Annotated in this window: 15 protein-coding genes and 1 tRNA gene; 9 read left to right on the top strand and 7 right to left on the bottom strand. The window is 70.0% G+C overall.

What is annotated here, in order from left to right; genetic code table 11:
• The first annotated feature begins 9 nt into the window (after positions 1-9).
• From ureB to J7E25_RS10315, 6 genes are all read left to right on the top strand, one after another.
• The gene (gene ureB, locus J7E25_RS10340; RefSeq protein WP_214870086.1) at positions 10-360 is read left to right on the top strand and encodes an urease subunit beta; all 351 of its coding nucleotides are present in this window, start codon (positions 10-12) and stop codon (positions 358-360) included.
• Positions 347-2,044: an urease subunit alpha gene (locus tag J7E25_RS10335; protein ID WP_214870085.1), complete on the top strand. Its 1,698-nt coding sequence runs from the start codon at positions 347-349 to the stop codon at positions 2,042-2,044. The genes ureB and J7E25_RS10335 overlap by 14 nt, the downstream gene beginning before the upstream one ends.
• Entirely contained in the window at positions 2,044-2,709 is a 666-nt protein-coding gene (locus J7E25_RS10330; RefSeq protein WP_214870084.1) for an urease accessory protein UreF, read from the top strand. The genes J7E25_RS10335 and J7E25_RS10330 overlap by 1 nt, the downstream gene beginning before the upstream one ends.
• Entirely contained in the window at positions 2,702-3,490 is a 789-nt protein-coding gene (ureG, locus tag J7E25_RS10325; protein ID WP_308164496.1) for an urease accessory protein UreG, read from the top strand. Before J7E25_RS10330 ends, ureG begins: the two co-directional genes overlap by 8 nt.
• Positions 3,487-4,272 (top strand): urease accessory protein UreD, encoded by a 786-nt coding sequence (locus J7E25_RS10320; protein ID WP_251038986.1) that lies wholly within the window; start codon positions 3,487-3,489, stop codon positions 4,270-4,272. The genes ureG and J7E25_RS10320 overlap by 4 nt, the downstream gene beginning before the upstream one ends.
• 212 nt (positions 4,273-4,484) lie before the next feature.
• Positions 4,485-5,375, top strand: coding sequence for a HoxN/HupN/NixA family nickel/cobalt transporter (locus J7E25_RS10315; RefSeq protein WP_214870083.1), 891 nt, complete (start codon positions 4,485-4,487; stop codon positions 5,373-5,375).
• A 183-nt stretch (positions 5,376-5,558) separates the two neighbouring features.
• Here the strand turns inward: J7E25_RS10315 and J7E25_RS10310 are convergent.
• A tRNA-Met gene (locus J7E25_RS10310) sits at positions 5,559-5,635 on the bottom strand.
• Between the two features lie 239 nt (positions 5,636-5,874).
• Between J7E25_RS10310 and J7E25_RS10305 the strand changes: the two genes are divergently transcribed.
• Positions 5,875-7,233, top strand: a complete 1,359-nt coding sequence (locus J7E25_RS10305) for a glycoside hydrolase family 18 protein (RefSeq protein WP_214870082.1) — start codon at positions 5,875-5,877, stop codon at positions 7,231-7,233.
• Positions 7,234-7,297: 64 nt separating this feature from the next.
• Here J7E25_RS10305 and J7E25_RS10300 read toward each other — a convergent pair whose 3' ends face one another.
• Both J7E25_RS10300 and J7E25_RS10295 read right to left on the bottom strand, forming a co-directional pair.
• The gene (locus J7E25_RS10300) at positions 7,298-10,174 is read right to left on the bottom strand and encodes a UPF0182 family protein (protein WP_214870081.1); all 2,877 of its coding nucleotides are present in this window, start codon (positions 10,172-10,174) and stop codon (positions 7,298-7,300) included.
• Between the two features lie 98 nt (positions 10,175-10,272).
• Positions 10,273-11,394, bottom strand: coding sequence for a PDZ domain-containing protein (locus tag J7E25_RS10295; protein ID WP_214870080.1), 1,122 nt, complete (start codon positions 11,392-11,394; stop codon positions 10,273-10,275).
• 219 nt (positions 11,395-11,613) lie between these two features.
• Here J7E25_RS10295 and J7E25_RS10290 point away from each other — a divergent pair, with 219 nt between their 5' ends.
• Positions 11,614-12,930, top strand: a complete 1,317-nt coding sequence (locus J7E25_RS10290; RefSeq protein WP_214870580.1) for a zinc-dependent metalloprotease — start codon at positions 11,614-11,616, stop codon at positions 12,928-12,930.
• Positions 12,931-13,734: 804 nt separating this feature from the next.
• Here J7E25_RS10290 and J7E25_RS10285 read toward each other — a convergent pair.
• Entirely contained in the window at positions 13,735-15,528 is a 1,794-nt protein-coding gene (locus J7E25_RS10285) for an ATP-dependent helicase (RefSeq protein ID WP_214870079.1), read from the bottom strand.
• Positions 15,525-16,466 (bottom strand): NAD(+) diphosphatase, encoded by a 942-nt coding sequence (gene nudC, locus J7E25_RS10280; protein WP_214870078.1) that lies wholly within the window; start codon positions 16,464-16,466, stop codon positions 15,525-15,527. The genes J7E25_RS10285 and nudC overlap by 4 nt, the downstream gene beginning before the upstream one ends.
• 86 nt (positions 16,467-16,552) lie before the next feature.
• On the opposite strand from nudC, the gene J7E25_RS10275 reads away from it, so the two are divergent.
• Positions 16,553-17,782, top strand: a complete 1,230-nt coding sequence (locus J7E25_RS10275) for a phosphotransferase (RefSeq protein WP_214870077.1) — start codon at positions 16,553-16,555, stop codon at positions 17,780-17,782.
• On the opposite strand, the gene J7E25_RS10270 is transcribed toward J7E25_RS10275, so the two are convergent.
• Together J7E25_RS10270 and J7E25_RS10265 are read right to left on the bottom strand one after the other, a co-directional pair.
• A complete protein-coding gene (locus J7E25_RS10270; RefSeq protein ID WP_214870076.1) occupies positions 17,713-21,024 on the bottom strand; it encodes an ATP-dependent DNA helicase in 3,312 nt (1,103 codons plus the stop codon). The genes J7E25_RS10275 and J7E25_RS10270 overlap by 70 nt on opposite strands.
• Positions 21,021-22,936: UrvD/REP family ATP-dependent DNA helicase (locus tag J7E25_RS10265; protein WP_214870075.1), on the bottom strand; the 1,916-nt coding region annotated here is incomplete at its 5' end. The genes J7E25_RS10265 and J7E25_RS10270, both read right to left, overlap by 4 nt.

Below are 22,936 nucleotides of genomic sequence, written 5' to 3'. Positions count from 1 at the left end.
GGAGTCGCCGTGGCATCCCCTTCCTCGCAAGGCCCTGGCGCCTACCGAATCCAACCGGGGCGCATCGAGCTCAACGCCGACCGCAGCGAGGCCGAGCGCATCCGGCTCGTGTTCGTGAACACGGGCGACCGCCCGATCCAGATCGGTTCGCACATCCACCTCCCTGACGTGAACGGGGCCCTCGAGTTCGACCGTGCCCTCGCACACGGATTTCGCCTCGACATCCCCTCCGGAACGTCGCAGCGCTTCGAGCCGGGCGCGTCGCGGGCGCTCGACGCCGTGGCACTGCGCGGGGCGCGCCGGGTTCCCGGCATCCAGATCAAGGCCGACGGACAGGAGCTGCTCCATGGTCTGGCTTGACCGATCACGCTACGCAGCGATCTACGGGCCGACGGTAGGAGACGAGGTGCGGCTGGGCGACACCGATCTGTGGATCCAGATCGAGCGCGACCTCACCGTCGGCGGCGAGGAGGCTGTCTTCGGCGGCGGCAAGTCGATCCGCGAGTCCATGGCGCAGGCGACGACGACGCGAGCGGACGGCGCCCTCGACACCGTCATCACGAACGCGATCATCCTGGACTGGTGGGGCATCATCCGCGCCGATATCGGCATCCGAGATGGTCGCATCGTCGGGATCGGGCATGCTGGCAATCCCGACATCAGCGACGGCATCGACATGATCATCGGGCCGTCCACTGATGTCATCTCCGGTGAGGGACGCATCGTCACGGCAGGCGCCATCGACTCGCACGTCCATCTGCTCTCGCCCTCGCAGATCCACGAGGCCCTCGCCACCGGGATCACGACGATCGTGGGCGGCGGCACGGGGCCCTCGGAGGGGTCCAAGGCGACGACGGTCACCCCGGGGGCGTGGCATCTGTCAGCCATGCACCGTGCGCTCGATCCCCTGCCCATCAACGTCCTGCTGCTCGGCAAGGGCAATACGGTGTCGATGGCCGCACTGAAGGAGCAGGCTCTCGCAGGGGCCGCCGGCTACAAGGTGCACGAGGACTGGGGCTCCTCCCCCGCCGCGATCGACGCGTCATTGCGGGCGGCCGAGGACTGGGGCCTGCAGGTCGCGCTGCACTCGGACTCGCTGAACGAGGCGGGATTCGTCGAGTCCACGATTGCAGCGATGGGGGGCCGATCGATCCACGCGTTCCACGTCGAAGGCGCCGGCGGCGGTCACGCCCCCGACATCCTCTCGATCGCAGGGCTGCCCAACGTGATCCCCGGTTCCACGAACCCGACGCTCCCTCACACCGTCAACACGGTCGCCGAGCACCTCGACATGCTGATGGTCTGCCATCACCTCAACCCGGCGGTGCCGGAGGACCTCGCGTTCGCCGAGTCGCGCATCCGTGCCACCACGATCGCCGCGGAAGACATCCTCCACGACATCGGAGCCCTGTCGGTGACCTCGTCCGACGCGCAGGCGATGGGCCGGATCGGCGAAGTGGTCACGCGCACGTGGCAGGTCGCACACGTCATGAAACACCGTCGCGGCCAGTTGGGCGGCGGGATGCCGGCAGACAACGAGCGCGCGCGTCGTTATGTGGCGAAATACACGATCAACCCCGCGATCGCTCACGGGATCGCGTATGACGTGGGGTCGGTCGAGGTCGGCAGGCTGGCCGACCTCGTTGTGTGGGACCCGAAGTTCTTCGGTGTCCGGCCTGGCGTCGTCATCAAGGGCGGCGCGATCGCGTGGGCCGCGCTCGGCGACCCGAACGCCTCCATCCCGACGCCCCAGCCCGTGATGATGCGACCGTCCTTCGGTGACACGATCGGGGCGGACCTGTCGGTGACGTACGTCTCGCCGGCGGCGCTCGATGCCGGCCTCGCCGAAACGCTCGGCCTGCGTCGTCGCCTGGCTGCGGTCGAGCCCACGCGTCAGATCGGCAAGGCCGACATGAAGAACAACGACGTTCTGCCGGCGATCCGCATTCGTTCCGACACGTTCGAGATCGCGATCGACGGCGAAGACGTCGAACCGGCGCCCGCGGCATCCCTCCCCCTCGCCCAGCTGTACAACCTCTTCTGATGCAGCCGTCACCACAGACGATCAGCCTGCTGCTGGCGGATGCGCGCCTCCCCAGCGGCGGTCATGCGCAGTCGTCGGGGGTGGAGCCGGCACTGCTGGCGGGGATGCCGGTCGCGGACGTGCCCGCGTTCCTGCGTGCCAGAGCGCGGACGACGGGCATGGTGGATGCCGGCACCGCTGTGCTCGCCCGGCACAGGGCGCTCGACTGCATCCCGGTGGCACCGATCGAGCGGGCATGGGCTGCGCGCACGCCGAGCCGTGCGATCCGTGATGCCTCGAAGGATCTCGGACGCGGCCTTCTTCGGCTTGCCGGGCGGATCTGGCCCGAAGTGCGATCCTCGCTCGACCACCTCGGCGAGTCCCCGCCGCGGCCGCTCGTGCTCGGTGCGATCGCCGCACACGCGGGAATCGATGCCGAGAGCCTGGTCCGGCTCACCGTCTACGACGACATGGCATGCGCCGTAGCCGCGCTCCTGAAGCTCGAACCCGGCGATCCCGCGCACGGTGTCGCGATGGTGCTCGAAGCCTGCTCATCCATCGAGCCGCAGGTCGCCGCAGTGTCGAGCATCACCGCTGCCCACCAGATCCCCGCGGCGAGTGCGCCGCAAAGCGAGGCATGGTCGGAAGCCCATGCCCTGACCACCAGGAGGCTCTTCCGTGCCTGAGAACACCCCCACCCGTGCACTGCGCCTGGGCGTTGCCGGACCCGTGGGAACCGGCAAATCCTCGCTCATCGCAACCGTGTGCCGCTCCCTCGCAGACGAGCTCCGGCTCGGGGTGATCACGAACGACATCTACACCGACGAAGACGCCCGATTCCTCCGTTCGGCCGGAGTGCTCGAGCCAGAGCGCATCCGTGCCGTCGAGACCGGCGCGTGCCCGCACACCGCGATCCGCGATGACATCACCACGAATCTGCTCGCCGCCGAAGACCTCGAGCGTGACTTCGCCCCCCTCGATGTCGTGCTTATCGAGTCCGGTGGTGACAACCTCACCGCGACGTTCTCACCGGCGCTGGTCGACGCGCAGATCTTCGTGCTCGATGTCGCAGGTGGCGGCGACGTGGCCCGCAAGGGCGGCCCGGGCATCGGCCGAGCCGACCTGCTGGTGGTCAACAAGACCGACCTGGCACCGTACGTCGGCGTCGACGTGCCGCAAATGGTGGCGGATGCGTCGGTGGCGCGCGAGGGCCGGGCAGTCCTGGCGCTGTCGCGCTCGGACGTCGCGTCCATCGCTGCGCTGCGCGCCTGGGTGCTCGGCGTTCTCGAGAGCCACCGGCGCGGCACGCACGTGCCTCAGGACCCCGGGCCGATGGCACCGCACTTCCACGCCGACGAAGAGCACCCAGAAGGAGGCTTCGTCCACGCCCACGACGAGACGAGCGGGGACGAGCACCACGCGAGTGCGCCGCATCACGTCCACTCGCATTCCGACACTCGGAAATGACGACGACGCGGATCGCGGTGCGGGCCGGGCATCCCCGGGCGCACGTCGACTTGGCGGTCGGCGCCCTGGCTCCGCGCCTTGTAGGACGGACCTCCGGCACCGCGCACGTTGCTCTCAGCGCTGCCGGCATGCTCCTTCTCGGCGGCGACCTGGTTCACGTCGAGGTGGACGTCGGGCCCGACTGCACCCTTGAACTCGAAGACGTCGGCGGCATGGTCGCCTATCGCGCTCCGAGGTCGGCTTCTCAATTGACGCTTGTTGCGCGGGTCGGATCAGGGGGAACTCTCCTCTGGCGTGCCTTGCCGCTGGTCGTCGCAGCGGGCGCACGCGTCGAGCGCCGCACACAGATCGACCTTGACCAGGGTGGATGCGCTGTCATCCGGGAGACCATCGTGCTGGGTCGGGAGGGTGAGACGGCTGGGAGCCTCACGTCCCACATCTCGATCACGGATCCCGACGGCCCAGTGCTCAACGAGGACCTCGACGTCGACGGGTCCTTCCCTGAGCCAGGCATATTGGGCTCGGCGCGAGTGCTGGACGCGGTAGTCGCGGTCGGATTTCGCCCTGACCTCCAGCCTGGCGCGATGCTGCTCGACCAGCCCGGGGCGGTGGCACGACACTTGGGCGACCTCATGCACGAGTCGCCGATGGATGACGTCTGGGCGACGTGGTCGGAGATAGCCAAGTCATCTGCGGTTCCCCCCGTGGCCACTGCCGTGCCTCTCACGGCAGGAGGGTTGTCCTCGCCTCGAGGGGTTGACTCGGTCAGGTCAGTCGAATGACTCGTCTTTCCCCGGGCGCGGTGGTGTTGAGTCCGATGTCGTCGACTGCGAGCAGCAGCGCCCCAGCGTCAGCGCGTTCTGATCGCCGCGGAACCGGCCTCTCTCTCGCGGGGATGGTTGGGGCCATTCTGGCCCTCCATGTCGCGGGGTTCAGTGTCCTCCTGGCACAAGGTGGGCGAGAAGCGGGTGCCGGCGCGTCTCTCAGTCTCGGGGTGGGGCTCACCGCCTACGTCCTGGGCCTACGGCACGCGTTCGATGCCGACCATATCGCGGCGATCGATAACACGACCCGGAAGCTGCTCAGTGACGGCAAGAAGCCCCTGTCGGTGGGGTTCTGGTTCTCACTCGGCCATTCCACGATCGTGCTGGCGCTCGTGGTGCTGCTCGCGCTCGGCGTGGGTGCCTTGGCCGGTCCGCTCCAGGACGAAAAATCCGCGCTGCACCAGGTCACCGGCGCCGTGGGCACAACCGTGTCGGGTCTGTTCCTGGGATTCATTGCGGCAATCAACGTCGTCCTGCTGGCATCGACGTGGCGAACATATCGGCAGGTGCGCTCGGGTGAGATGACGATGACTCAGGTGGAAGAGCACGCGACGAGCCGCGGCCCCCTCTCCCGTCTCTTCGCACCGGTGATGCAAGCGATCCGCGCACCCTGGCAGATGTATCCGCTCGGTGTACTCTTCGGCCTCGGATTCGACACCGCAACCGAGGTGGGCCTGCTGGTCCTTGCCGCAACCAGCACCGCGTCCGGGATCGCGTGGTACACCCTGCTGGCGTTACCGCTCCTCTTTGCCGCGGGCATGTCCCTCCTGGACACCGCCGACGGACTGGTGATGCGCTACGCGTACGGTTGGGCGTTCGCCGACGGCGCACGCAAGCTTCGGTACAACCTGGCCATCACCGCGATCTCCGTCATCGTTGCCGTCGCAGTCGGAACCACCGAGCTTGTCGCGATGTTCGGCCATGAACTCGGACTCGACGGCAGCGTGTGGCGGCTCGCAGCCGGCTTGGACCTCAACGTGATCGGGTTCGGAATCGCCGGCGGCCTGATCGTCATGTGGCTCGGCGCTCTTGTCGTATGGCGGCGACCGCGCCAGGAGTAAGGCCTTGGGCATTCGACCCGCTGAAGGATCGTTTGGCGGACCTTCTCCGAGCCGAGCCGATTTTCAACGATCGCGCAGCGACGAAAAAATCCGGCGCAGCCTAGGCTGCGCCGGATTTGTGCCGAGTCAGTCATCCCCTTTCCCTCTGTGGGGATCGAAAAAACGGATCTGACCGGGACTTGTTGGTTGCGGGGGCAGGATTTGAACCTACGACCTCTGGGTTATGAGCCCAGCGAGCTACCGAACTGCTCCACCCCGCGGCACAAGAGATAACACTAGCACGCGTCCCGGCCACCGTCGAATCGAAGCCGCGGTCGCCTGTGGCATCCCGACATCGCATCGCACGCGACTGTAGCTTTCCGCCGCCGACACGGGTATCGGCTGTCGGAATGCACCACTTTGTTAGGAACCCTTCCCAACTCGCCCGCGCGTTGGTACTGTCCCCGAGACCGCTCCAGTTCGTCGGATACCCACCCCCGACAAGACCGATGAGGATTCCATGTCACCACGCCGCCGCACGCTCCGCCGCGCCTCGATCACGCTGGCCACCGCCACCGCGATCGCCGCCTCCGCGATCGCCTCCCCTGCTCTCGCCGCGCCCGGCCAATCGAAACCGCCGCCCGTCGCGGGCTCGGCCGACATCAACGGATATCGCAGCGTCGGCTACCTCATGTCCGACGCTCCCGTCACTCGCGACTACCAGATCGAGGGCCTCTTCGACACGGGCGCGATCCGCGACGTCACGCACCTGAACTACGCCTTCGGCAATGTGACCGCCGACCTTCGCTGCGACATCCTCGACGTCGCCGGCGAGGGTGATGCGCAGAACGACTTCCTCCGGCTCGTCTCGGCAGCCGACTCCGTCGACGGGAAGAAGGACAAGGCGACGCAATCGCTCGCCGGCAACTTCAACCAGCTGCGCAAGCTCAAGGAGCGCAGCCCCGAGACGAAAGTGCTCATCTCGCTCGGCGGCTGGACCTGGTCCGACAACTTCTCGGCGGCCGCGGCGACACCCGAGGGCCGCACGGCCCTCGTCTCCTCGTGCATCGACCTCTACCTGAAGGGCAACCTGCCCGTCATCGACGGAAAGGGTGGCCCCGGCTCGGCAGCCGGCATCTTCGACGGCATCGACATCGATTGGGAGTGGCCGGTCACCGGAGGCGAGACGGCCAACGCGACCCCGGCCGACAATGAGAACTTCCTCGCCCTCATGGAGGAGTTCCGCGCGCAGCTCGACGCCTACGGCGCCGTGACCGGCGAGGACTACCTGCTCACCGCCTTCGCGCCCGCCGGCGGCTGGAACGCCGGGCAGGGCGGATGGCTCGATCCCCGGCTGTTCGCGGCCGTCGACTTCCTCAACGTGCAAGGCTACGACTTCCACGGCGGTTGGGTGCCGAACACCACGGGACACCAGGGCAACCTGCATCCCGACGGCACGCAGAACTGGGGCCTGGGCCTCGACGTCGCGGTCGGCATGTACCTGAACGCCGGCGCTCGCCCCGAACAGCTGAACGCCGGCCTGGCGGCCTACGGACACGGCTGGAGCGGCGTCACGAACGGCTCAGAGGCGTGGCAGCCCGCTGCAGGATCGCTCGGCACGAAGCCGTACTTCGAGATCCGCGACGTCGGTGACGCGTACTTCGATGCCGAGGTCGGGGCCTCGTGGCGCTACGACGCCGCGACCGGCGACTGGTGGAGCCTCGACGACCCGTCGTCGATCACGGCGAAGGCGGACTGGCTCACGACCGAAGGATACGGCGGGGCCATGTGGTGGGATCTCTCGGGCGACTACCGCAACGAGCTCGGCGGAACACTCGGCGGGGTCCTGCGCGCGGCCGAGTCCGGCCCGCTCGACTGAACCGCGCACTGCCCGCGCCGGCCGCGGCCGATGGCTCTGCCGTCGGCCGCGGTCGGTGCTCAGCTCACTCGGTCGTCGTCGACGTCGCGGACGTCAACTCGATGAGGTTCGTGATGATCTCCGCGAGCCGCTCATCGGCCACGCCGTAGGCGGCCCAGTCGCCCTTGGCGAGCGCGGCCTCCTTTTCCTTCAGCGCCTGCGATGCCTCGTTCAGCAACGCCTGCACCTCGTCGGTCGGCGTCTCGGGCGTCGTGGGAGCGCCCTCCTCGGGCGGCGTCGTCGGCTCGGTGCCCGGCTCGACCTCGTTGTCGCCCGCTTCGGCGCCGGACTCGCCGCCGAACAGCACGTCGAGCGCGAGGTCGAGGGTGTCTTCGAACGCGATGTGGTCGCCGAACGCCACGAGCACCTTCTGGAGGAGCGGATAGCTCGTCTCTCCGGTGGACTTCACGTACACCGGCTGGACGTAGAGCAGACCGCCACCCACCGGCACCGTGAGCAGGTTGCCGTTGATGACCTCGGACTGGCCCTGCTTCAGGATGTTCAGTTGCGCCGAGATGCTCGGATCACCGTTGAACTTGTTCTGCACCTGGCCGGGACCGGGCACGTTGTCGTCTTCGGGCAACGTCAGCAATCGAAGCTTGCCGTAGCCGTCGGAGCGCTCACCATCGACATTTCCGGCGTCGGCGTCGACGGCGAGATACCCGCGGAGCACGTTCCGGCTCTGCTCGCCTCTGGCCTCGGGGATGAACGACGAGTACAGCGAGTACGACGGGTCGTCTTGACCGGGCATCTGCATCGTCAGGTAGTAGGGCGGCTGCAGCAGCGTGCTGCCGGCGCCGGCGGTCGGGTCTTTCGGCGTGGTCCACGCGTCTTCACGCGAGTAGAACGAACTCGCGTCGGTCACGTGGTAGCGGCCGAGCACCGCTCGCTGCACCTTGAACAGGTCGGACGGGTACCGCACGTGGCTCATGAGCTCACCCGACATCTCGCTCATCGGCTGAAGGGTCGTCGGGAAGATCTTCTGCCACGTCTGCAGGATGGGGTCTTCCTCATCCCACGCGTAGAGCGTGACCTTGCCGTCGTAGGCGTCGACCGTGGCCTTCACCGAGTTGCGGATGTAGTTCACCTCGTCGAACGCGAGCGTCGGCGCGAGGCCCTCGCTGTCGGCGATGGCATCGCTCATGCTCTGCTTGTTCGAGTACGGGTACTGGTCGGTGAGCGTGTAGCCGTCGACGATCCAGACGACTCGACCGTCGACGACCGACGGATACGCGTCGGAGTCGAGCGTGAGGTAGGGCGCGACTTTCTGCACGCGCTGGATCGGGTCGCGGTCGTAGAGGATCTGGGACTCGTTCGTGACCACGTCGGAGAGGAAGATCTGCTCCGACTGGAACTTCAGGGCGTACACGAGCTTGGTGAAGACGTTGTCGAGCTTCGGGCCGCCCTCGCCCTTGAACGTGGTCTGGGTCTGGCCGCCGTCGCCGCCCGCGGGATAGTCGAGCTCCACCGGGTCGTTGCCGTCGGGGGCGCCGACGATCGAGTACTCGGGTGACTCCTCGCCGAAGTAGACGCGCGGCTCGAACTCGCCGAGGTCACCCGTCGACGGAATGCTCGACTGGAGGAAGACCGGCTGGCCGTCGACCGAGCGCTGGTTGCCCGCCGCGGCGACGAGGCCGTAGCCGTGCGTGTAGACGAGGTGCGTGTTGAACCACGTCTGGGCGTCGCCGAGGCCGGCGAGGTTGAGGTCGCGAATGGCCACGACCGTGTCTTGCGTCGCGCCGTCGATGTTGTAGCGGTCGACGTCGAGGGCGTCGGGGAACTGGTAGTACTGCCGGAACTGCTCGAGCTGCGCGAACGCGTCGCTGATCTGCAGCGGGTCCATGAGGCGGATGTTCGCCGTGGTCTCGGCGTCGGCACGCAAGGCGCCCGGCGTGGCGTCGGTCGTCGCCTCATATGGGATCTGCTCGATGTCGGCGACATCGTAGGCATCACGAGTGAGGTCGATGCTGCGCTGGATGTACGGCGCCTCGAGGGTGCGGGCGCTCGGGTCGACCTGGAAGCGCTGCACCACCCAGGGATAGAGGGAGCCGATGAGGATGCTCGACACGATGAGGAGCGCCGTTCCGATGAGCGGGAGACGCCAGCGCCCGATGGCCGCCGTGATGAAGAACAGCACCGCGACGACCGCGGCGATGGCCGCGAGGATGCCGTGGCCCGGGATCGTCGCGTTGACGTCGGTGTAGGCAGCACCGGTGATCAGCTCGCCGGTCTCGGTCACCGTCGCATACTGGTCGAACCAGATGCTGACGGCCTGGAGGAGCAGGTAGATGCCGGCCGTGATCGCGATCTGCACTCGCGCGGACTTCGAGATGACGACCTCGCGGCCGCTCACCCGGATCGCGCCGTATAGGTAGTTCGTGGCGATCACGAGGAGCACCGAGAGCAGCACGACCGCCGAGGCGAAGCCGACGATCGAACGGTAGTAGGGCAGCTCGAACACGAAGAAGCCCACGTCGAACCCGAACTGAGGGTCGGTGGTGCCGAACGGCGTGCGGTTCAGGAAGGTGAGCGTGAGCTCCCACCGGCTCGACACCGAGACACCCGCGAACACGCCGAGCACCACAGGGATGCCGAACATGGCGAGCCTGCGGAGCGGCTCGAAGACCTCTTGGTAGCGGTCGAGCTGCGAGTTGAGCTTCGCATAGACCGGTCGCGTGCGATAGGCGATCTGGATCGACGCCCACACGGGCAGCGCCATCGCGACGAAGCCGACGACGAAGAGCACGATGCGCGAGATCCACTCGGTGGTGAGCACCGGCAGGAAGCCGAGCTGGTCGAACCACAGGACGTCGGCGTAGAGGCCCGCGAAGACGAAGAATGCGATGACGAGGGCTGCGACCACCCCGATCGTGATCGCGATCGGCGCACGACGGCGCGGCATCCTCGGTTCTTGCGACTGTGCTGACACTCTCGGCCTCGTGTTCGGTCGGGATGGGATCGAGATTCCATCCTACGGTTCGTTCGCTTGGAAACGGCTGTTCAGCCGGCCGTGCACGAGGGGTAGGAGCCGGTCACGGTGCCGTCGGCGAGATCCTCCACCACGGCGCGAGCCTCTTCGAGTGTCGACACGGCGAAGACCTCGATGCCGTCGGGCACATGCCCCACCACTTCGCCGCAATTCGCCTCGGGGGCGAGGAACCACTCGGCTCCGGCATCCGAGGCTCCCCAGAGCTTCTGGCGGATGCCGCCGATGGGCCCCACCTCGCCGGCCGAGTCGATCGTGCCGGTGCCCGCCACGATCTCGCCGCCCGTCATGGCGCCCGGCGTCAGCTTGTCGACGATGCCGAGCGCGAACATCATGCCGGCGCTTGGCCCACCGACGTTGTCGAGCTGCAGTTCGATGTCGATCGGGAAGTCGTACTGCATGCGCACCCCGACGCCGAGCACGCTCGTGCCATCGCGATCGGCGGGCGTGATCTGGACGGTCCGCTCGACGCCGTCGCGTGCGATCACGAGCGACGCCGCGGCATCCGGCCCGTTCTCCTGCACCGCCCGGCGCAGCTCGTCGACCGAATGCACGTCGCCGCCGTTCACCGAGACGATCACGTCGCCCTCGGCGATCGCGCCGTCGGCGGGCGAGTCGTCGAGCAGTCCCGCGACCGTCACGTCTCGTCGGAAGTCGTAGCCCAGATCGACGAGCGCCGCGGCGATCGCGTCATGCTGCGAGTCGACCATCGCCGCCTCGTTCTGCGCGTCGCGGTCCTCGTTGCTCACCCCGACCGGGAAGACCGACTCCACCGGCACGACCGAGCGCGTGCGATCCAGCCACGCAGCGAGCACCTCGAGCCAGTTCGGGGTCTGACCGGGGAGTCCGACCACTGAGACGGTGAGCAGGTTGAGCTCGCCGTCGGTCGGATAGGTGCGCTCGTCGGGGATCTCGATGAGCGGCACCGCCTCGCCGTCGCGGTCTGCCGTGCCGAGCGTGTCGTAGACCGGTCCCGGTCGTTCGATGACGTAGGGCGACGGCAGCAGCGCGAACACCACCGCGACGGCCGTGGCGATCGTGAGGGACGCCCAGCCGATTCGTTCACGCAACGGGCGGCGCTCGTCACGTGCCGACGACGGAGCATGAGGTGACGGCTCGTCGGCGAAGAGGGCCATCCGTGTTCGTTCCTTCCGGGGTGTCGTCGCCGGTGTGCGGGCCCGTGGCCCGGCGCTGTTCGCGAAGGGCGGACACCCGGAACGCCAGCCTAGGCCATTTCCCAGACATCGGGCCATGCGCTCGCGTTACGGTTGACGAGACGCGACTGGGAGGTGGCTGCAGTGGCCGATCGAGACGATGAGCCTGGCGACCTGAGCCCCGAAGACGAGTTCCGGGAGATGCTCCGCGAGCTGCTCTCGGGCGCGGGCGGCATCGATCCGTCGCAACTCGCCGGGGCGGCCGGCCTCCCGAACGATCCGGCGAGCATCGCCGCGCTGTTCGGCCAACTGCAGCAGGCGATGAACCAGGCCGGCGATGGCATCGACTGGAGCGTCGCCCAGCGCCAGGGCGAGGAGCGAGCGTCATCCGGCCAGCGTCAGATCACCGACCAGGAGCGCGCCCGGCTCGACCAGGCGTTCCAGGTGGCCTCGCTCTGGCTCGACGAGGCGGTCTCGTTCTCAGCGCTGGCGGGCGCCCCCGAACTGCTCACCCGACGCGCGTGGGTCGCCTCGACCATCGCCATCTGGTCGCAGCTGGCCGAACCCGTCGCCATCAGCATCTCCGACTCCCTCACGAGGGTCATGAGCGAGCAGGCTCCCGAAGAGCTGCAATCGATGATCCAGGGTGCGAGCCGGATGATGCGGGGCATCGGCGGCGCGCTCTTCGCCATGCAGCTCGGCCAGGTGGTCGGCCAGCTCGCCACCGAGGTCGTCTCGGGCGGCGACATCGGCATCCCGCTGCTCGAAGACGGGCACGCGGCGATCCTTCCGCAGAACGCCGCCGTGTTCGGCGAGGGACTCGACATCCCCACCGACCAGGTCGAGCTCTACCTCGCGGTGCGCGAGCTCGCGCATGCGCGACTCTTCCGGCACGCGAGGTGGCTGCGCCTGCACCTCATCACCGCGATCACCGCGTTCGCCCGCGGCATCGACATCGACACCGATCGGCTCGAAGAGCTCGCCGAGGGCTTCGATCCATCGAACACCGAAGAGCTGCGCAACGCCGTGGTGAACGGCGCGCTGATCCGCCCGAAGAGCGAGGCCCAGCAGGCGGCGCTCGCCCGGCTCGAGACGATGCTCGCGCTCGTCGAGGGCTGGGTCGACGCGGCCACGGCCGCAGCCACCGAACGGCTGCCGAAGTCCGACGCGATCGCCGAGTCCATCCGCCGCCGTCGCGCCTCTGGCGGCCCGGCCGAGTCCGCGTTCGCAACCCTAGTAGGGCTCGAGCTGCGGCCGCGGCGGTTGCGCGAGGCGACCGCGATGTGGCGTGCAGTCACCGACGCCGTCGGGGTCGACGCGCGCGATGCGCTGTGGTCGCATCCCGACCTGTTGCCGACGGCCGCTGACCTCGACGACCCGAGCGCCCTCATCGCACGACTCACGGGCGCCGACGCGGGCTCCGAAGCCGAAGACGAGTTCGACCAGGCGCTCGAGCAGCTGCTGCGCGGCGAGACGCCCACGGCTCCCGGCGAAGACGGCGAGGAGCCGGCTCCCTAGGCGGCGAGCGCCGTCACGTCGACTGGCCCTGTGGACGGATGCCGCCGCCTCCGCGGCACTTGGGGCAAGCTCTCCGCATGGTCCCCCGCATCGACCCGGCCCTCCCGCTCGTGTGGCGCTCGCCGCACGAACTGCAGTTCGGCGCAATAATGCCGCGTGTCGTGCTCCGCGATCCGGGCGAGCTCGAGACCGGCCTCATCGCGGCCCTCCGCCACGGCGCACGTCTCTCGACGCTCCAGACGATAGGGGCCGGCCTCGGCGGCTCCCCCGCCGACACCGCCCGATTGCTCGACGTGCTCGCGCCGACGTTCGAACCCGAGGCCGCAACGGATGACGCGGCATCCGTCGCCCCGTCGCACCGGGCGGTGATTGCACTCGACGCCGACGGCATCGTGGCGCAGCGCCTCGCCTCGAACCTCACGGCGCTCGGCCACGACGTCGCGCCAGTCGACGAGGTCGACCCGGAACACGCCGACCTCGCGGTGATCGCCGCCGCATGGGTGATCCCGCCACCGCGCTACCTGCCATGGCTTCGCAGCGACGTGCCCCACCTCTCGCTCGTCTTCGACGAGTCGGGCACGCGAGTGGGCCCGCTCGTCGAACCGGGCGCCGGGCCGTGCCTGCGCTGCCTCGACCTCTCGCGGCGCGACGCCGACGTGGCGTGGCCGGTGATCGCCGCACAGCTCGCCGGGCGAGCAGCGGCGGGCCTCACCGCTCGTGTCGCGCACGATGCCGCGGCGCTCGCGGCGTCGATCATCGACGACCGCATCTCGCGTGGCACCTCCGACCTCGCTGCGGCGTCGATCACCCTCCAGAGGCTCGGCGGCGAGCCGCGGCTCCAGCGCCATTCCCCGCACCCTGGGTGCGGTTGCCGAGCTCCTGGAGGAACCGCGACGGCTCCCGTTCCCCTCGATGCGTTCCGCTCTGGCGCGGCCAGCTCAGTTCGAGCCGGCGCCGTGCCCGCGTGATGCCGACGTAGAGCAGGCGGCGCTCCTCGTCGATGGCGTCGAACCCCTTCGCGTAGGCGATCGGGAGCATGCCCTCGGTGAGGCCGACGATGAAGACGTCGTCCCACTCGAGGCCCTTCGCCGAGTGCAGGGTCGCCAGGGTGACGGCCGACACGGTCGGCTCGTGCTGAGCCTCGGCACGAGCACGCAGCTCGTCGGCGAAGGCACGGAACGTCGTGCCCGCCGGGGCGTCGTCGACGAGCCGCGCGATCGCGTTGAGGGATTCCCAACGGGCCCGCACGGCACCCGGCCCGTCGGGCGGCTGCACCGTCCACCCCATCGAGCGGAGCACGTCGCTCACCGACTTGAACAGGGGCTCGCCGGCGATCGTGAGCGCCGCCGCGCGCAACGCGTGCACCGCCTCGCGCACCTCGGGCTGGTCGAAGAATCGCGATGCGCCCCGCACCCGCGAGCCGACGCCGACCTCTTCGAGAGCGCGCTCGAGAATCGCCGATTGGGAGTTCACGCGCATGAGCACGGCGATGGACTCGGGCGGGGTGCCCGCGTCGATACGCGATCGGATGCGGGTGGCGACACCACGGGCCTCGGTGAGCTCGTCGGCGTAGGCGGTGACCGTGGGCTCGGCGAGCGGGGCGATCGCCGCGGCATCCGCTGCGCCGCGCCCACCGCTCTCGGCACCCTGCCGGTCGCCGACGGCCTCGAGCCGCAGGGCGCCCGCCCGGCCGCGCATCAGCCGGTTCGCGACGCCGACGATCTGGCGCGTCGAGCGGTAGTTGCGTTCGAGCCGCACGACGATCGCATCGTCGAACCGGCGCTCGAAGTCGAGCAGGTACTGCGAGCTCGCTCCCGCGAAGGAGTAGATCGTCTGGCTCGCGTCGCCGACGACGCACAGGTCGCGACGGCCGCCGAGCCAGAGCTCGAGCAATTGCTGCTGGGCGGGCGAGACGTCCTGGTACTCGTCGACGACGAAGTGCCGGTAGCTCTCCCGCACGTGCATGGCGACGGATGCCTCGGACTCGATCATGCCGGCCGTCGCGAGCAGCACGTCTTCGAAGTCGAGCATGCGCCGCTCGTCCTTCAGATCTTCGTACGCCTGCACGAGCGCGAGGAACGGCTCGGCGCTCAGGGCCCCCGGCGCTCCGCGAGTGGCGAGCCGCGCCTCGTAGGCGTCGGGGCCGAGGGCCGCCACCTTGCGCCACTCGATCTCAGCTGCGACATCCCGCAACGTCGGCACATCGACCCTGATCCGCAGCTTCTCGGCCGCCTGCCCGAGCAGCCGCCCCTTGTACTCGAGCACGCGCGGCGCCTGTCCGCCGACGACGAGCGGCCAGAAGTGGTTCAGCTGCGCGAGCGCCGCGGCGTGGAACGTGCGCGCCTGCACTGCACCCGCGCCGAGTGCGCGCAGGCGCGCGCGGAGCTCTGCAGCAGCTCGCGACGTGAACGTGAGCGCCATGACCCGCGCCGGGTCGTAGGCGCCCGATGACACACCGTAGGCGATGCGGTGCGTGATGGCGCGCGTCTTTCCGGTGCCCGCACCGGCGAGCACGCACACCGGGCCCAGCAACGCCTCGGCCGCCACGCGCTGCTCATCGTCGAGGGCGTCGAGCAGCGGGTCGGATGACGCGGTCATCGCGTCGACCACGGCAAGCCCCCGTCGATCGGGCCGCCGAACCACCGCTCGAGCAACCACCGGGCGATCGACGTCTCGCCGGGAAGGGCGATGTCGCCGAGCGAGGCGACGAGATCGTCGCGGGTGAACCAGCGGAGTTCGATGATCTCCTCGCCGTCGGCCGCCGCCGATGCGGCAGGAGTTCCGTCGGCGATGCGTGCGGTGAAGCCGAGCATGAGGCTCGCCGGGAACGGCCAGGGCTGCGACGCGACGTATTCGACGCGGTCGACGAGCACGCCGGCCTCCTCGCCGATCTCACGCACCACTGCGGATTCGAGTGACTCACCGGGTTCGACGAAGCCGGCGAGGAGCGAGAAGCGGTGCGGTTCCCAGAGCGCGTTCGACCCGAGGAGCACCCGATCGTCGTCGTCGACGACGAGCACGATGACCGCGGGGTCGGTGCGCGGGAACAGCAGGTTGCCCTCGTTCTCGCAGCGCCGCGCCCAGCCCGCCTGCACAGACACCGTCGTCGCGCCGCATCGCGGGCAATGCGCGTGTCCTTCATGCCACGTGGCCATCGCCACCGCCTCGGTGACCAGTGCTGCATCGCGCCCGCCGAGCAGGGGCACGGCCTGCCGGAGGCCCGACCAGCGTGCCTCCTCGGGTTCGATCAGGGCGGCGGCATCCTCGTCGAACACCCGCACCTCGTACAGGACGTCGTCGGCACGGCCGAGGTAGCAGCGCAGCACCGGCTCGGGAAGCTCACTCGGATGCCGGAGCTCCAGCGCCGGCATCGAACCCTCGATGCGCTCGGCGAGGAGCGCCCGGCCGAGCCGGAGTGCCACGACGCGGGAGGTCGGATCGGCGTCGAATCGCGCCTCGAACTCAGGGTCGGCGCGCGTCCTGCCATCACGATCGATTGGCGCACGGGCAAGTGGTGGGGACGTGGAAACGGTCACGGACCACCTCTCGCTGCTCGGTCGGAGTCGGCCGGAAGGCGTGGCGGTCGCTCGGCTCGCGGAGATGCCTGCTTAAGCTGAGTGCCATGGCCAGACCCCCTCTCACCTTAGCCGCGTTGGCCACGGCGGCGGTGCCCGGTCTCGAGGTGAACGCCGCTCGGCCGCATACTCGCCGCAGCCATGGCGCGTTCGATGCGGTGGAGCTCACCGCCCTCGACGAGCAGCACCTGCTCATCCGTGTTCCACGTTCCCAAGCCGCGGAGTCCGAGCAGTCGGCCGACCTCGTGGCGCTTCACGCGATGACGCCGGGAATCCGCGCGCGCCTCCCGTTCGCCGTGCCGACCTATGTCGGGCAGGCTCCGATCGACGGCACGCGCGCGATCGTCACGAAGTACCTGCCGGGTGCCGTGCAGTCGGCCGACGGGCTCACCGCGCACGAGCGGCTCGCGGCATCCGTGGGCCTCGCGATCGCCGCCGTGCACGCCCTGCCGAGCGGGTTCGTCGCCGACGCCGGGTTGCCGCGGCAGACCGCCGAGGAATCGCACGATGCGGTCGTCGAGCTCATCGGTCGCACCGCCGACACCGGTCGCCTGCCCGCCGCGATCCTTCGCCGCTGGGAGGAGGCCACCGATGACGAGGCGCTCTGGCGATTCCGCCCGACGGTCGTCAACGGCGCGCTGAGTGCGGACTCGATGCTCGTCGACGGCGAGACGGTCACGGGCATCATCGGCTGGTCCGCGCTCGCGCTCGGCGACCCGGCGATCGACCTGCACTGGTTGCTCACGTCGCGAGGGGCCGCCGCCGAGCGCGCGCTCGAGGCGTACATCGCGGCTCGCGAGGGTGGCGCCGACGCGCACCTGCCGCAGCGGGCGCTGCTCTACGGTGAGCTCGAACTGGCGAAATGGCTGCTGCACGGGGTTGAGGTTCACGACGAGTCGATCGTCGACGATGCGGTCGGGCTGCTCGACGGGCTCGTCGAGAGCGTGCACGACCGATCGAGCGAGCCGCTGTCGCCCGAGACCGGCCCGATCCTCACGGTCGGCGACGTCGAGCGGATGCTCGACGAGACGCCGCGCGACCACGTGCCGCGCGAGGGCGGTTCGAGCATGCTCACCGACACCTACGACTTCTCGGAGCTCGAGCGCCGCGACGCCGGCGAACGGGACACGCCCCCGATGGATGCCACGGCCCCGATCCCGCTCGACCTGAGCGACTGGGGCGATGCGAATCCGCCCGCTCGCCCGGGTCAGGCCGACGCCCTCGACTCCGACGCCGAGACCGACGCCCAGGCACGCCGCAACGCTGCTTCGTCGTAGAGCTGCTCGGGGCGGATGACTCGGTCGTCTTCGACGAAATAGAACACCGCGTCGACGATCTCGGGGGCGACTCCCGCCCAGCTCGCGTAGGCGAGCCGGTAGAGCGCGAGCTGCGTCTGTTTGAGCTCGAGATCGCGGGCGTCACGAGGCGCCTTGCCGGTTTTCCAGTCGATGAGCTGGTATCGGATGCCGCGCGCCGCGAGCTCGGTGCCCGGCTCGACCTCGTAGACGGCATCGAGCTTGCACACGAAGACGTTTCCGCCGATCGGCAGGTGCAGCTCGAGCTCGACCGCGATGGGCTTGCGGGTGCCCCACTCCGATGCCGCGAACGTGGCCTGCAGGGCGCGGAGGCGCTCGGGGGCGGCATCCGCGACATACAGACCGGATTCGCGGGCGTCGCCCGACTCTCCCGGTGCTCCCCCACCGGCACCGATGCCGACGCCGATGCCGATGCCGATGCCGATACCATCGAGCGCATCGATCGCCGCGGCTTCGCCCTCGCCGGTTGATCGATGCTCGACCCACTCGTGGAAGAGCGTGCCGATGCGGGTTGCGCGGAACGGCCGCTGCGGCATGGGGCGCCGGAGCTGGGCGGCGACGGCGGCGGGGTCGTCGACGTAGTCCTTGAATCTCGACGCCGGCACCCGTGCCGGGATGTCGGGGGTGCCCGGGCCGTCGGCGCGACGGCGCCGCTCCTCGAGGAGGAGGCGGATCTGCTCGGCGAGGCGCGGCCCGATGCCGGCGCCGCTCGGACCCTCGGCCGCGGCACGCACGGCGCGAGCTGCGGCCTCGACCGCCGATCGCCGCGCGCCGAGCGGATCGAGCGGCCAGCGTTCACGCTCCGCGACGTCACCGCGCGGATTCTCATCGGCCTCGGGCGCCGTGGGCAGCCGGCCCGGCTCGATGACACCGGCGTGCACGAGCTCGCGGATGAAGGGGCTCGGCTGTCGCGGCGCCTTCTGCGTCGACCACCACGACCCGGTGAGCAGGAGGTCGGCACGAGTACGGGTGAGGGCGACGTAGGCGAGGCGGCGCTCTTCAGCGGCGTGCCGTTCGCGATTCTCGGCTGCGAACGCAGTGACCGCCTCGTCGAACCCGGCCTGGCTCTGCACGCCGCGCCACTGCAGCTCGGGCAACTCGTCGCGGTCGCCCTTGAAGTCGTTCGGCAGCTCGCCGAATGCGAGCCATCCCTTCGCCGACCTCGGCTTGGACGGCAGCTCGTCTTCGACCATGCGGGGGATCGCCACGACGTCCCACTCGAGCCCCTTCGACCCGTGGATCGAGAGCACCTGCACGGCGCCGGGCTCGGGTTCGTCGCGCCGCGGCGCCAGCCGGTCGCGCTGCTCGGCCTCGGTGAGCCACCCGAGGAACGAGCCGAGGGTCGGATGTTCGGAGACGTCGACGAACCCCGCGAGCAGCTCGTCGAACGCCTCGAGGCTCGGCCTCCCGAGCGGCTGATCGGCGTTCGCGGCGACCTCGATGTCGAGGAGCAGCTCTTGCTGCACGAGGCTGACGAAGTCGACGAGGCCGAGCCCCGCGCGCCGGCGCAGCGATTGCAGTTGCGCACCCGCGCGTCGCATGCGGGCGAGCCCGGTCTCGCTGAAGCCCTTGAGGGCCGAATGGCTGTCGGGAGCGGTGAGGAGGTAGTCGAGAGCGTCGACGATCGAGGGCGACTCATCGGGCGCGATCGAGGCGCGAAGGCCAGCGCGCACGTCGTCGTCGAGGCGCCGAGCCGCGAAATCGCGATCGGCGAGCCACTTCGCGAGGCCGTGCAGCGCGGCCAGATCGGCTGGCCCGATGCGCCACCGCGCGCCGCCGAGCACGCGAACGAGCTCGGACCCGGCCGTCGGATCGTGCAGCACCCGCAGCACGCACACGAGGTCGGCGATCACGGGCTGGTCGAGCAGGCCTGCCATGCCGAGCACGTGCACCGGCACGCCGTGTTCGCGGAGTGCGGCCGTGAACACGCCGACGCTCGCGAACGTGCGACAGAGCAGCGCGCCGCTGAGCGCCGGGCCGTCGCCGCGCCGCGTGAGGCGCTCCGCGAACCAGCGCGCGACGTGATTGGCCTCGAGCTCGATCGTCTCGGCCCACGCGAACTCGAGGCGACCTGGGCCCGCGAACGGCGACGCGGTGAGCGGCGCCTTCGGGATGCCGGCGTCGAGCGGCGCGATGAGGGCGTTCGCTGCGTCGAGCACGACCCTCGGGTTGCGCCAGCTCGTCGACAGGTCGAAGACCGCCGCCGCCCCGGTGGTGGCGAAGTCGCCGCCGAACCGCGCGAGATTCGCCGAACTCGCGCCGCGCCATCCGTAGATCGACTGGTCGGGATCGCCGACGGCCATCACCGGCTGCCCGCCGAACAGCGTCGCGAGCAGCTTCGTCTGCACGACACTGGTGTCTTGGTACTCGTCGAGGAGCACGGTGCGATAGCGCTCGCGATGGGCGGCGACGACCTCGGGATTCCTCGTGCAGATCTCGAGGGCGAGCGAGACCTGGTCGGAGAACTCGACGTACCCGCGCATCTGCTTGGCCGCCGTGTAGGCGTCGGCGAGCTCGAGGAGCGGCGGCAGGGCGCCCACCACGCCGAGCGCGTCGGTGAACGACGTGAAGGGCGTGCGCTTGCGGGGCGCCTCGATGGGCAGCCCCTCCATTGCGAGGAAGTCGCGTGACATCGCCCGCACGTCGCGACTGTCGGCGACGTTCTCGGCGAGGGCGCGGCTGAGCGCCAGCACAGCGCCGGTGACCCGGTCGAGCGAGGCGTCGAGCTCGACGAGTCGAGGGTCGTCGGATGCAGCGACCACAGTTCGGGCGAGTTGCCATGCGGATGCCTCGCCGAGCACGGCGGCGTCGGGCTCGCGCCCGATGAGCATCGCGTGTTCGCGGTAGATGGCGCTCGCGAAGGCGTTGTACGTGCCGACGGAGGCGGATTCGAGGGGGTCGAGTGAGACGTCGGCGATGCCCTCGGCCACGAGTTGCGCCACGCGCTCGCGCACTCGCTCGGCGAGCTCGCCCGCCGCCTTGCGGGTGAAGGTGAGGCCGAGCACCTCGGGCACGTCGACGTGGCCGTTCGCGAGCAGCCACACGACGCGATTCGCCATGGTCTCGGTCTTGCCGCTGCCGGCGCCCGCGACGACGATGCTCTGCCCGCGAGGGTCGGCCTCGATGACCGCGCGTTGCTCTGGGGTCGGCTCGTGCAGGCCGAGGCGCGCGGCGATCTCGCTGGCGCTGAGGCCCGCGCTCACGCCGACACCGCCGGCACGAGGTGCACGCGATACTGCCACGCGCCGAATCGCGAGCGGAAGCCGAGTTCGGCCGGACCTTCGAACTCGGCGCCGGCCATCGTGCGCGCGACCGCGGCGAGCCGTTCGCGGAATGCCGCTTCGGGGTCGTCGTCGAACGGCTGCTGGGCGCGCTCGGTGTAGCCCACGCCCCGAGTGGGCTTCGCGACGTACACGAGCTTCGCCCCTCCGTGCAGACCGGCGTGCGGCACCTCGCCCGCTCGAGCCGCGAGCTGGTACGCGGCGAGCTGCGGGTGGGCCGCGGTCTGTTCGGCCGTGGGCGGCGTGCGCCCTGTCTTCAGGTCGACGATCACGGTCGTGCCATCGGGCGAGGCCTCGACGCGGTCGATCGTGCCCGTGATGCGCACTCGGTCGACGATGAGGGTGAACCGGCCCTCGGCGCCGAGCAGCACCTTGCCGTCGTCGGCGAAGTTCGTGAGGTAATCGGATGCCCCTTCGGCCATACGTCGCGCACCGCGACGCTCGCGCTCGGCGACCCAGCCCGCCTCGAATCGGAGCTCGCGCCACCGAAGCTCCACGGCCGCCCAGAGCGTCTCGATGCTCGTGTCGCCGTCGTCGCGGGCACCCGCCTCTTCGACGACCGCGTGCACGATCGTGCCGATCGAGGCGGCGAGGCCCGACGGCGGCGAGGCGACGTGGTCGATGAACCAGCCGAGCGGTGATTCCTCGGCCCGGTCGATCTGCGACGGCGACACGGGCACGAGCGCCTCGGGATCGCCGTCGAGGTCGACGAGCGGGGCCGTGGTGGAGAGGGCGCGGAGCCCATACCAGTCGTCTGGGTTCGCTCCGGGCACGCCTTCCTCGGCGAGCAGCGCGAGCGCGGACGGCGCCTCGCCCGACGCGGAGGCGACCGCCTCGTGACGCAACGCGCCGACGAGTCCGCGGAGATGGAGCGGACGACGACGCGAGCCCGCGATGCGCTGGGTGGCGTAGCCCATGAGCATCGACGGCTGCTCATCGTCGTTGGCGGTGCAGCTGAGCACGAGCTGGCGGGTGGCCCTCGATGCCGCGAGGGCGAAGAGACGCAGCTCGTCGCCGCGCACCGACGCCCGTGCTTCGGCGACCGACTCGGGCGCGGGCAGCGGGGCACCCGCGCGAGCCGCGGCGACGACCCTCGGCAGGAGCGCGGCGTGCAGCAGTGTGCCGCGCGGCCGCAGGTTCGGCCAGACGCCCTCTTGCAGGCCGGCGATCACGACGATCTCGAACTCGCGCCCGATGAGCGCGGGCGGCGTGGTGACGAGCACCGTCTCGGCGCTGCGCTGCGGTGCCAGCGAGTCTTCGGGCAGCTCGCTCGCGAGCACCTCGTCGACGAAGCGGGAAGCCGGCGCCTCGGGCTCGCGCTCGACGAACCGCTGGGCAGCCGCGAAGAGCGCGACGGCGGCGTCGAGCGCGCGGTTCGCCTCTTCGGCGAGCACGCCCGTGCCGGCCGCCTGCGCCGCCCACTCGGTTGCGAGGCCGCTGCCACTCCACAGTGCCCAGAGCAGTTCTTCGACGGTGCCGCCGCTCTCGGCCACGCCGCGCGCTGCCGCGAGGAGCTTGGCGAGTCGCCCCGCGCGCCTAGCCGGGGCGGCATCGATCGTCTCGAACCCGCCGGGCGCGGAGAGCGCCTCGACGAGCAGTTCATCGCCCGTGCGGTCGCCGCCGCCGGCGAGCTCTTCGTGGCGGAGCGCGAGGCGGAGCCGGCGCAGCCCGACGCCGTCGAGCCGGCCGAGCGGACCCGTGAGCACCGCGACGGCGAGCTCGGGGGTGAGGGGCTCGCGATCGAGTGCGAGGGATGCCGCGGCGAGCAGCGCCGCGGCGGCGGGTGCGTCGCGCAGGGCGGTGCGTGCCGCGCTGCCCGCCGTCGGCACGTCGG

The sequence above is a fragment of the Agromyces sp. ISL-38 genome, assembly GCF_018613935.1.
Classification (GTDB): Bacteria; Actinomycetota; Actinomycetes; order Actinomycetales; family Microbacteriaceae; genus Agromyces.
Note: the sequence above shows the minus strand (reverse complement) of the source record. Positions and strands in the feature narration are given on the sequence as shown.

Bases quoted from the DNA above. Each gene is read 5' to 3' on its own strand.
- J7E25_RS10285 (WP_214870079.1), bottom strand. From the start codon at position 15,528: ATGACCGCGTCATCCGACCCGCTGCTCGACGCCCTCGACGATGAGCAG.
- J7E25_RS10305 (WP_214870082.1), top strand. From the start codon at position 5,875: ATGTCACCACGCCGCCGCACGCTCCGCCGCGCCTCGATCACGCTGGCC.
- J7E25_RS10330 (WP_214870084.1), top strand. From the start codon at position 2,044: ATGCAGCCGTCACCACAGACGATCAGCCTGCTGCTGGCGGATGCGCGC.
- J7E25_RS10300 (WP_214870081.1), bottom strand. From the start codon at position 10,174: ATGCCGCGCCGTCGTGCGCCGATCGCGATCACGATCGGGGTGGTCGCA.
- J7E25_RS10320 (WP_251038986.1), top strand. From the start codon at position 3,487: ATGACGACGACGCGGATCGCGGTGCGGGCCGGGCATCCCCGGGCGCAC.
- J7E25_RS10295 (WP_214870080.1), bottom strand. From the start codon at position 11,394: ATGGCCCTCTTCGCCGACGAGCCGTCACCTCATGCTCCGTCGTCGGCA.
- J7E25_RS10290 (WP_214870580.1), top strand. From the start codon at position 11,614: ATGCTCCGCGAGCTGCTCTCGGGCGCGGGCGGCATCGATCCGTCGCAA.
- J7E25_RS10335 (WP_214870085.1), top strand. From the start codon at position 347: ATGGTCTGGCTTGACCGATCACGCTACGCAGCGATCTACGGGCCGACG.
- J7E25_RS10275 (WP_214870077.1), top strand. From the start codon at position 16,553: ATGGCCAGACCCCCTCTCACCTTAGCCGCGTTGGCCACGGCGGCGGTG.